We start from the raw sequence: 9,344 nt of genomic DNA, 5'->3' as shown, positions 1-9,344 counted from the left end.
CCCGTGGTGGGGGAATGGCAGCTGCTCGCCGACCTGTCCTTCGCCGACTTCCTGATGTGGGTGCGCCGCGACGACGGCTCACTGGTCTGCGTTGCCCAGGTGCGGCCGAACACCGCGCCGACCGTGCTGTTGGCCGATGCGGTCGCCACCCTGGCCGACGCCGACGCGATGCCCGTCGTCGCCGAGGCATTCACCTCCGGTGGGGTCGTTGTCGGAGACGCTGCGGGACAACAGGTTTCACCCGGCCTCGATGTGGAGGCCGTCCCCGTGCGGTACAAGGACGAGGTCGTTGCGGTGCTTACCCACCAGACCGCGCTCGCCTCCCGCAAAGCCAGCCCCCTCGAGGTCGCGTACCTCGACTGCGCCCGCGACCTGCTTCACATGCTGGCCGAAGGAACGTTCCCCAACGTCGGAGACCTTGCGATGTCACGGTCGAGCCCGCGCGTCGGTGACGGGTTCATCCGGCTCGACGAGGCCGGCGTGGTCACCTTCGCCAGCCCGAACGCAATCTCGGCGTACCACCGGATGGGACTGGCCGCCGAACTGGGCGGCCACAACCTCGTCAGCATCACCCGCCCCTTGATAGGCGACCCGTTCGAGGCGCAGGAGCTGGCGACCCACGTTCGTGACTCGCTGGCCGGCGGTTCGAGCATGCGCATGGAGGTCGACGCCGGCGGCGCGGCAGTGCTCCTGCGCACGCTGCCGCTGGTCGTGCACGGCAGGCCCGTCGGCGCGGGGGTGCTGATCCGCGACGTCACCGAAGTGAAGCGCCGGGACCGGGCGCTGCTGTCGAAGGATGCCACGATCCGCGAAATCCACCATCGCGTGAAGAACAACCTGCAGACCGTGGCGGCCCTGCTGCGCCTGCAGGCCCGCCGCACCAACAACGCCGAAGGTCGCGAGGCGCTGATCGAGTCGGTGCGGCGAGTGTCGTCGATCGCCCTGGTGCACGACGCGCTGTCCATGTCGGTGGACGAGGAGGTCAACCTCGATGAGGTCGTCGACCGGATCCTGCCGATGATGAATGACGTTGCCGCAGTTGACAGTCCGATCCGCATCACCCGTGTCGGTGATCTCGGCGTGCTCGACGCCGACCGCGCGACCGCGCTGATCATGGTCATCACCGAGCTGGTGCAGAACGCGATCGAGCACGCATTCGACCCCGAGGTACAGCAGGGGTGCGTGACGATCCGGGCCGAACGGTCGGCGCGGTGGCTCGACATCGTCGTGCACGACGACGGTCGCGGACTGCCCGACGGGTTCAGCCTGGAGAAGGCCGACCGGCTCGGCTTGCAGATCGTGCGCACGCTCGTGTCGGCGGAACTGGGCGGGTCGCTGAGCATGCACGAGGTGGCCGCCGGCGGAACCGATGTCGTGTTGCGGGTGCCGCTGGGCCGCCAGCGCCGAGCCGCGAACTAAAGCACTTCGTATTTCGCGAATTGACTATTGCTGTCGCGAATTGGCGCTAATTAATCCGGCACAAAGATACGGCCCCGACAGTTGCCGGGGCCGTAATTTGTCGAACTGGGAGGGGTCAGACCCCGCTGCGGGCCTTGGTGCGAGCGTTACGCCGCTTCAGCGCGCGACGCTCGTCCTCGCTCATGCCGCCCCACACGCCGGCGTCCTGGCCGGACTCCAATGCCCAGGTGAGACACTCGGTGGTCACGGGACAGCGGTTACAAACGAGCTTTGCGTCAGCGATCTGAGCGAGCGCCGGTCCGCTGTTTCCCACGGGGAAGAACAGCTCCGGATCCTCATCGCGACAAACCGCCTTGTGGCGCCAATCCATAAGATCAAACTCCTCGTCATACACGTCCGGTGTGCGCAGCACAGCGCACGCTTTTATTCTTCGGCTGTTTAACGCATGCACATTGAATGTTTCAGCAACGTTGCTTCGATGCTTTCACAGGCTGGACAGATGTCAATACTCGTGAGTTAACAAGTGCGCAATGTCACTAGCCAGGTGGCTTCGCACATCGCTCGCCCGTCTGTACTAAACTCCGATCCGACTGCGCCTCAAAGCGTACGCTGCAGAGCCTTCACCGCAGGTCAGAGGCGTTCTGTCGGCCCCGGCGCAAGGACACCGAGCGCGTCGCGAACCGCGGTGAACCTCATCGACTCCCGCAAGCCCACGTAGTCGCCGTCGATCTGGCAGGCCACCGGCGTCTCGCTGGTGAGCTGCAGCCACGGCAGGTCGTCGTCGCGGACCAGGTGCTTGGCTTCGATCCGCGGCTTCTTCGAGAGCATCCGGCGCACCAGCCTCAGATTCGCCCAGACGTTCATGCTGGTGCTGGCGAACACGCCCAGCCCCGTCTCGAAGGTCGTGGTCGGGTTGGTCCACACCGGCCTGGCGTTGGCATAGGTCCACGGACTGGCGTTGGACACGAACGCGAAATGCACGCCGTCGACCGGTTCGCGGTCCGGCATGTGCAACGTCAGGGACGGCTCCTTGCGGGCATTGGCCAACATTTCGCGGATCGCGACGCGCACGTAACGGGAGGCCGTCACCGTGCGGCCCTTGGCGCGTTGTGCCTCTACGGCAGCGACCACGTCACCGTCGACCCCCATACCGGCGGTGAACACCGCCCACCGTTCTCCGCAGTCCATGAGCCCGATCCGGCGCCATGAGCGGCGATGGCGGTACTCCGACAGCAGGTCCACGAGCTGATTGGTGGCCTCGATCGGGTCCGGACTGATCCCCAGCGCGCGGGCGAACACGTTCGCCGACCCGCCGGGTACCACGCCGACGGCGGGCGCCTCGGCGCCGGGACCGCCGATCTCGATGATGCCGTTGACCACTTCGTTCACCGTGCCGTCGCCGCCGTGCACGATCAGCAGCTCCACGCCGGCGCGTGCCGAGTCGCGGGCGATCTCGATGGCATGACCGCGGTGATCGGTATGTGCGACGGTCAGTTTCACCCGGCTCTCGAGCGCATGGGCCAGCAGGTCGCGCCCGGCCGGAGTCGTCGACGTGGCGTTGGGGTTCACGATCAGCACGGCGCGCACGAGGGTCGAGCCTATCCGGCCACGGTTTACGCTCGGTGGCGTGACCGTGTCCCCGTCGAGTCCCTCGCCGACTCCCTCGCCGACGACCGTGCGGCAAGCCGCTGTGCTGGTGGCCCTAGAAGGGGCGGGCGCGTTGACAGCAGCGCTCGTGTACGTGGTGAGCGGGTTCGGCGGGGCCGAGGAGTCGGGACTGAACAAGTACGGCACCGCGCTCTGGTTCGCGATCATGGGCTCGGCGGTGCTCGCCGCGGCCTGGGCGCTGTGGACCGGTCGACGATGGGGCCGAGGCATCGCGGTGTTCGCCCAATTGCTACTGCTTCCGGTGGTCTGGTACATGGGACCGGGCTCGCACCAGTGGATGTACGCCGTTCCGCTCGGTGTGGTCGCGGTGGTGACCCTGGGCCTGCTGTTCAGCCCGGCCACCCTGCAGTGGGTGGGCGCTCAGGGCGATTCGGCGGCCAGCGCGGACAGCTCGGGACCCGACACCCGGTAGGTGATCCACTCCGTCTGCTGCTTGCCGCCGACGGCCTCGTAGAGCGCGATCGCGTTGACGTTCCAGTCGAGCACCGCCCACGACAGCCGGCTGTATCCCTGCTCGACACATTCGCGGGCCAGGGCGGCCAGCAGTTTGCGGCCCAGCCCGCGCCTGCGGAACTGCGGACGGACGAACAGGTCTTCCAGATGGATACCTGCGACGCCATCCCAGGTGGAGAAGTTGCGGAACCACAATGCGCTCGCGGCGGCGTACCCGTCGACCTCGATGAGGTGACCGTGCAGCACCGCGGGCCCGGCGAAAAGCGCTCGCCGCAACTGGTTTTCGGTGACGGTGCATTCGCTCGCGGCGTGTTCGAACTCGGCGAGCTCGTGGATCATCGCGGTCAGTTCCGGCTCGTCGCCCGGCCGCACGCGGCGGATCAGCTCGGACACGGTCTGACTCCCAGAGCGTTGAGGATGGTGGTGAATTTCGTTGTGGTTTCGTCGAGTTCGTCGTCGGGATCGGACTCGGCGACGATCCCGCCCCCGGAATACGCTTCGGCGCTGCGGCGATCCGCCGACAGCTGTGCGCACCGGATCGACACGACCCAGCGGCCGTCGCCGCGTTGGTCACACCAGCCGACGGCGCCGGCGTAGAAGCCGCGGTCGCCCTCCAGTTCGGCGATCAGATCGGCCGCAGCGGCCGTCGGCACGCCGCCCACCGCCGGTGTGGGATGCAGAGCGACCGCCAGATCCAGTGCAGTGGTGGATCTTTCGCGAAGCTTGCCGGTGATCCGAGTGGCCAGATGCCACACCGCGTCGGTCTTGTGCAGCACCGGCTCGGCTGCGACGTCGAGGTCGGCGCACAGCGGTTCGAGGACCTCGCGGATGGTGTCGACGACGAACTGGTGCTCGTGGCGGTTCTTCGCCGAGGCGGCCAACGCCGCGCCGTTCGCCTCGTCGACCGCGGGGTCGGGGGAGCGCGGTGCCGAGCCCGCGAACGGCGCGCAGACCACTTCGTCGCCGCGGCGGGCCACCAGCAGTTCCGGGCTCGCGCCCACCAGCGCGGTGCCCGAGTAACCGCCACCCGCGGCGGTCAGGTCGGCGAGGTAGCCGTTGGCGGCGGGGTCCGCGGCGATCAGCCGATGCAGGATCGTGCGCGCGTCCAGCGGGCCGTGGGCGGCCAACCGCAGCGCCCTGGCAAGCACGACTTTGTGCAACCCGGTCGACGGGTCGGTCAGGCGGGCCACCGCGGCGGCCACCCGCGAGCGGTGTTCGCCCGGGTCCGGCAGCGTCTGCGCGATCTCGACGTCAGGCAGCTCGCGCAGTGGCCAGTTCGGCATGGCGTCGAGGAACTGGATGCTCTGCGGACGGATCAGCGCGGCGGGCTTGGTCATGTCGAACGGCAACGCGCCCACGATGATCGGGGCGCTGTGCGAAGCCAGCGCAGCACGCGCGTCGGCGACATGAGGGAACGCGGTGTGCACCCCCTCGGCGACGACGGCGGCGCCGCGGGAGGCCAGGACGAAGGACGGTTCGCGAGTCACCGCGGTTTACACGGGTCCTGGTGGCCGGTCAGCCCCTGCGCGATGATCTGGCGGACCGCGTGCTCGAAGCCGAGCACCGCGATCGAGGCGGGCGCCATCGCGAACCGGATACCGCTCTGCACGGGCAGTTCCACCCAGCGCGCGATCACCGAGCGCGAGAAGTGCGCGTGCCCGACGAACACCACGTCGCGAGACTCCATGTGGGAAAGCGCCGACTCGACGGCGCGGTCCGCGCGCTCGGAGACGTCGGCGACACTCTCACCGCCGTCGGCGCCGTGGGTCCAGATCAGCCAGTCGGGGACGGTCTGGCGGATTCGCGGCGTCGTCAGGCCCTCATAGCGCCCGTAGTTCCATTCCTGCAGCAGGGGAGACACTTCGTCGACCGTGAGTCCCGCCAACTCCGCGGTGCTGACCGCCCGCCGCATCGGGCTGCTGACCACCAGCGGGTTGTCCAGTTCGAGTTCGGCCAGCGCTTCGGCCGCCAGCTTGGCGCGCTCGCGGCCGGTCTCGGTGAGTTCCAGGTCGGTGTGACCGGTGTGCCGACCGCTTTTCGACCACTCCGTCTCGCCATGTCGGAGGAGTATCAGGCGGTGCTCCAGAACGGCCACGCTGATTGATTCTGCCGCACGGGCAGTCGCGGCGACCGACCCGTGCAACGATGAACACCGTGACGCGAGTACTTGCGGTCGCCAATCAAAAGGGTGGGGTAGCCAAGACGACGACGGTGGCGTCCCTGGGTGCGGCGATTCAGGAGAAGGGCAAGCGGGTCCTGGTGGTGGACCTCGACCCGCAGGGGTCGTTGACGTTCTCGTTGGGGCACGACCCCGACAAGCTGCCGGTGTCGATCCACGAGGTGCTGCTCGGCGAGGTGGAACCCGACGCCGCGCTGGTCGACACCCCCGAGGGGATGACGCTGCTGCCTGCCAACATCGATCTGGCGGGGGCCGAGGCGATGCTGCTGATGCGGGCCGGTAGGGAGTACGCGCTCAAGCGCGCGCTGGCCAAGATCAGTCAGGGCTTCGACGTCATACTCGTCGACTGTCCGCCGTCGCTCGGCGTGCTCACGCTCAACGGGCTGACCGCCGCCGACGACGTGATCGTGCCGCTGCAGTGCGAGACGTTGGCGCACCGCGGCGTCGGGCAGTTCCTGCGGACCATCGCCGACGTCCAGGCCATCACGAACGCCGAGCTCAATCTTCTCGGAGCGTTGCCCACGCTGTACGACTCACGCACGACGCACAGCCGCGACGTCCTGCTCGACGTCGCCGACCGCTACGACCTGGCGGTGCTCGCCCCGCCGATCCCGCGCACGGTCAGGTTCGCAGAGGCGAGCGCGTCGGGCGCCTCGGTGCTGTCCAGTCGCAAGAACAAGGGCGCGTTCGCCTATCGCGAGTTGGCGGAGGCGCTGTTGAAGCACTGGAAGAACGGCAAGCCGATGCCGACGTTCGCGCCGGAGATCTAGGGAGGTCATCGATCAGCCGGCACGGAGTCTTTAATATTGGATGGGATCGTGGGGAACCGTTCTGTAACGCAGCTATAGCCACGCGATCGAGCCGCGCTTTGCAGTCCACACGGCCTCATGTAACGGCGGGCTTCAGTTTTGATGCTGGGACTCGGAACGCCTGTTGTCCAATGAAATCTCCAGAAGTTCCGCGATTGTCTCGTGTGCTCGGCACTCGGTGATCCTGCGCTGGAGGGCCGTCGCCGCAGCACGATAGCTTTCTGTACGCATCACTCGCTGCACCGCGTCGCTGATCGTCGCCGGGGTAGGTCGCGCGGTGCCCAAGTCGAGTCCGGCGCCGGCATAGGCGACTCGCGCCGCCACTTCGTGCTTGTCGGCGGTCTGGCCGGCGATGATGAGCGGAACGGCGTGAGCAAGGGCTTCGTGTACGCCGCCGTATCCGCCGTTGGTCACCATCAGGTCGACATACGGCAGCAACTGGGTGTAGTCGATGAAGTCAGTGACGTACACGTTCGGTGGACAAGGCTGATCCAGGGTGTGTTGACCTCGCCGCCCAGTTGTCACGACAACCATCACATCCGCCCGATCGCGCAAAGCTTTCACTGTCGGCATTATCAGCTGGTTCAGGTGACCGTTGTCCCACGTTCCCTGGGTGACATGGACGACCTTGCGGCCTTCGCTCAGTAACGGCCACCACTGTGGACGTTCCCACTCCTCGGCGTTGAGCGTGGCAAGAATCGGGCCGGAAAAGACGACCGATGAAGCAAGATCGCTTCTCGGATACTCCAATTGGGGAACCGTTAGCTGCAGCATGCAATCCGCCAGCAGGGGCCAATCGGCAATGAACACGGGCGCACCGACCCCCACGGATTCCTCGAGTGATCGATTGAGGGATCGCTGGATGCCGCGGAATAGGACCCGCTGGACGACGATATTCATTGCGCGGTAACTCGTTTGGTGCCGTGGCTGCCAGCCCACGCCGAACGGAGGAGTGTCCACGCTGGACAACATGAGGGGCCCGACGCCGCACACGACCACTCGCGGGCGTGGCACGCCGGACAGCAACAGCGCAAGCGCTCCGGTGAACGCGAGATCACATAGCACAACGTCGAAACGAGAGGCGGCTAGCACCCGTCGCAATGCCTCAAATTGCGCATTCAGCGGTGAAATGAAAACCGAAGCGAGGTCTAAGCGGCCTTGCTTCCATCTGTCCAAAACCGTGTTCAGTCGGGAGCCAGCCATCGGACGAGTGACAGACGGCCGTGCCGGTCTTGCCTCGTCCGGCAACGTGAAGAATCGCATGCCCTCGGCCGTGACCTGATCGTGGTACTCGACTCCGGTCAGCATGGCGACGTCCTCGCCGCGTTTGCATAGCTCCGCGCCTATCCGCCGGAGCGGCATGACGTGGCCCGGGATAGGAGCAGCCGCTAGAAGAATCCGAGCCATGCCAACAACTTGTCACACTGGATAGTTGGAAAAGGCAGCTAGGTACCCCCAACGTCAGCAGAACCGGACGGTCGCAACGAAACCGCCGTTCCCATCCCCACGAATCGAAGCGCAGGGTTTCCGCTGTTCCGTCGAGATCTGGGCGCTCGAAGCCGCTTGCGGAGACGTCACAAATCGGTAATCACTCTTCACGCTGCTCATTCGCCAAGTGTGTGATTCGCTCGATCAATGATGCATCGTTTTCGCATCGAATGGTGCTCGTACAGTCGTTCTACTGCAGCGCCGGCGCCTGCGCGACGGCTGACCGCTCGGGCACATCATCGACACTCGAAGGGGGGTGGCGCATGGACGTTCGATCGCAGGTCTCGCAAATGAGTCAAGAGAGCCGAGAGGTTCTCGCTCAACGCATCAGGTCTCGCCTCTCTCATGCCGATGAACCCAGGACGGATCACGATGTGAGCATCCTCGGAGGCGGCGTTTCAGCTTTGACATTGGCGTTGGAGATTCGTCGTGCGCGTCCTACCGCCCGTGTTTTGGTTATTGAGCCGAACGCACATCCGGTGCCGGAGATTACCCATACGGTCGGCGAGTCGACGGTCGAAGTGTCAGCGCACTACTTGCGTGACAAACTCGGATTGGCCGACCACTTGCAGGCTCTCCAGCTTCGCAAGATGGGTCTTCGAATGTTCTTCTCGAACAACGGAAACACCGATATCGCCCAACGCGTCGAAATCGGAGGATCATCATTCGTGCCGCAGGTGACTTACCAGATCGATCGCGGCAGACTGGAAAATGAGCTCATACGACGTTGCATCGCAGAAGGTGTCGCTATCGCCCACGGCCGCGTGCGCGATGTCGAATTAGGGAGCGAGAATCTTCCGCACACAGTATCCATCCAGAACGGCGACGCGATCACTCGCTCAACGGCGCACTGGGTAGTCGATGCGTCTGGCCGGAACCGGGTCCTGTCGCGGCAGTTGAATCTGAAGCGCTCCACTGAGCATCACTGCAGTGCCGCCTGGTTCCGTGTCGCCGCGGAAATCGATATCGGTCGATGGAGCGATGACAGGGACTGGCGGGCGCGTCTCGTCGAAGGCGATCGCGCGATGTCCACCAATCATTTGATGGGCGAGGGATATTGGGTCTGGCTCATTCGACTGGCGTCCGGTGCCACCAGCGTTGGAATAGTCGCCGACCCGGCGTTTCACGCATTCGACGAATTCAACACCCTGGTCAGAGCCAAGTCGTGGCTGTAATTCTTCATGACCCGGAAGTCCAAGATCAGGTCGTCGTGCTCCGCGAGCATCGCAGCACACTGCGGTTCATGTGCCCACAGCCACGACTTGGCTCTGACCAGGGTGTTGAATTCGTCGAATGCGTGAAACGCCGGGTCGGCGACTATTCCAACG

The 9,344-nt window shown here is 65.6% G+C and carries 10 protein-coding genes and 1 pseudogene; 4 read left to right on the top strand and 7 right to left on the bottom strand.

Going from position 1 to position 9,344, the window contains the following annotated elements; translation table 11 throughout:
• The coding region (locus tag A5663_RS21720) for a sensor histidine kinase (RefSeq protein ID WP_068153796.1) at window positions 1-1,419 on the top strand (1,419 nt) is incomplete at its 5' end.
• A gap of 115 nt (window positions 1,420-1,534) precedes the next feature.
• Here the strand turns inward: A5663_RS21720 and whiB1 are convergent.
• Window positions 1,535-1,789 (bottom strand): transcriptional regulator WhiB1, encoded by a 255-nt coding sequence (gene whiB1, locus A5663_RS21715; protein ID WP_014208822.1) that lies wholly within the window; start codon window positions 1,787-1,789, stop codon window positions 1,535-1,537.
• 260 nt (window positions 1,790-2,049) lie between these two features.
• The gene (locus A5663_RS21710; RefSeq protein WP_068153792.1) at window positions 2,050-3,006 is read right to left on the bottom strand and encodes a diacylglycerol kinase family protein; all 957 of its coding nucleotides are present in this window, start codon (window positions 3,004-3,006) and stop codon (window positions 2,050-2,052) included.
• A 40-nt stretch (window positions 3,007-3,046) separates the two neighbouring features.
• On the opposite strand from A5663_RS21710, the gene A5663_RS21705 reads away from it, so the two are divergent.
• Window positions 3,047-3,499, top strand: coding sequence for a hypothetical protein (locus tag A5663_RS21705; RefSeq protein ID WP_231976869.1), 453 nt, complete (start codon window positions 3,047-3,049; stop codon window positions 3,497-3,499).
• Here A5663_RS21705 and A5663_RS21700 read toward each other — a convergent pair.
• Genes A5663_RS21700 through A5663_RS21690 form a run of 3 tightly spaced genes read right to left on the bottom strand, consistent with a single transcriptional unit; the run spans window position 3,448 to window position 5,635 of the window.
• Entirely contained in the window at window positions 3,448-3,933 is a 486-nt protein-coding gene (locus A5663_RS21700) for a GNAT family N-acetyltransferase (protein WP_068153791.1), read from the bottom strand. The two genes, A5663_RS21705 and A5663_RS21700, sit on opposite strands and share 52 nt — an antisense overlap.
• Window positions 3,921-5,027 (bottom strand): isochorismate synthase MenF, encoded by a 1,107-nt coding sequence (locus tag A5663_RS21695; RefSeq protein ID WP_068153790.1) that lies wholly within the window; start codon window positions 5,025-5,027, stop codon window positions 3,921-3,923. The genes A5663_RS21700 and A5663_RS21695 overlap by 13 nt, the downstream gene beginning before the upstream one ends.
• Complete coding sequence (locus A5663_RS21690; protein ID WP_068153795.1) at window positions 5,024-5,635, bottom strand: acid phosphatase; 612 nt, start codon at window positions 5,633-5,635, stop codon at window positions 5,024-5,026. The genes A5663_RS21695 and A5663_RS21690 overlap by 4 nt, the downstream gene beginning before the upstream one ends.
• A gap of 50 nt (window positions 5,636-5,685) precedes the next feature.
• Between A5663_RS21690 and A5663_RS21685 the strand changes: the two genes are divergently transcribed.
• Window positions 5,686-6,489, top strand: coding sequence for a ParA family protein (locus A5663_RS21685; protein ID WP_068153789.1), 804 nt, complete (start codon window positions 5,686-5,688; stop codon window positions 6,487-6,489).
• A gap of 132 nt (window positions 6,490-6,621) precedes the next feature.
• On the opposite strand, the gene A5663_RS21680 is transcribed toward A5663_RS21685, so the two are convergent.
• Complete coding sequence (locus tag A5663_RS21680) at window positions 6,622-7,836, bottom strand: glycosyltransferase (RefSeq protein ID WP_369816687.1); 1,215 nt, start codon at window positions 7,834-7,836, stop codon at window positions 6,622-6,624.
• A gap of 554 nt (window positions 7,837-8,390) precedes the next feature.
• Between A5663_RS21680 and A5663_RS21675 the strand changes: the two genes are divergently transcribed.
• The gene (locus A5663_RS21675) at window positions 8,391-9,191 is read left to right on the top strand and encodes an NAD(P)/FAD-dependent oxidoreductase (RefSeq protein WP_231976868.1); all 801 of its coding nucleotides are present in this window, start codon (window positions 8,391-8,393) and stop codon (window positions 9,189-9,191) included.
• Here the strand turns inward: A5663_RS21675 and A5663_RS23705 are convergent.
• Window positions 9,140-9,344, bottom strand: a pseudogene (locus tag A5663_RS23705) (halogenase); the annotation flags it as partial. The gene A5663_RS21675 and the pseudogene A5663_RS23705 sit on opposite strands and share 52 nt — an antisense overlap.

Source organism: Mycobacterium sp. E740 (genome assembly GCF_001672895.1).
Classification (GTDB): Bacteria; Actinomycetota; Actinomycetes; order Mycobacteriales; family Mycobacteriaceae; genus Mycobacterium.
Note: the sequence above shows the minus strand (reverse complement) of the source record. Positions and strands in the feature narration are given on the sequence as shown.

What these genes read in the sequence shown, in the direction of transcription:
- A5663_RS21685 (WP_068153789.1), top strand. Translation starts at nt 5,686, where the DNA reads ATGAACACCGTGACGCGAGTACTTGCGGTCGCCAATCAAAAGGGTGGG.
- whiB1 (WP_014208822.1), bottom strand. Translation starts at nt 1,789, where the DNA reads ATGGATTGGCGCCACAAGGCGGTTTGTCGCGATGAGGATCCGGAGCTG.
- A5663_RS21680 (WP_369816687.1), bottom strand. Translation starts at nt 7,836, where the DNA reads ATGCTGACCGGAGTCGAGTACCACGATCAGGTCACGGCCGAGGGCATG.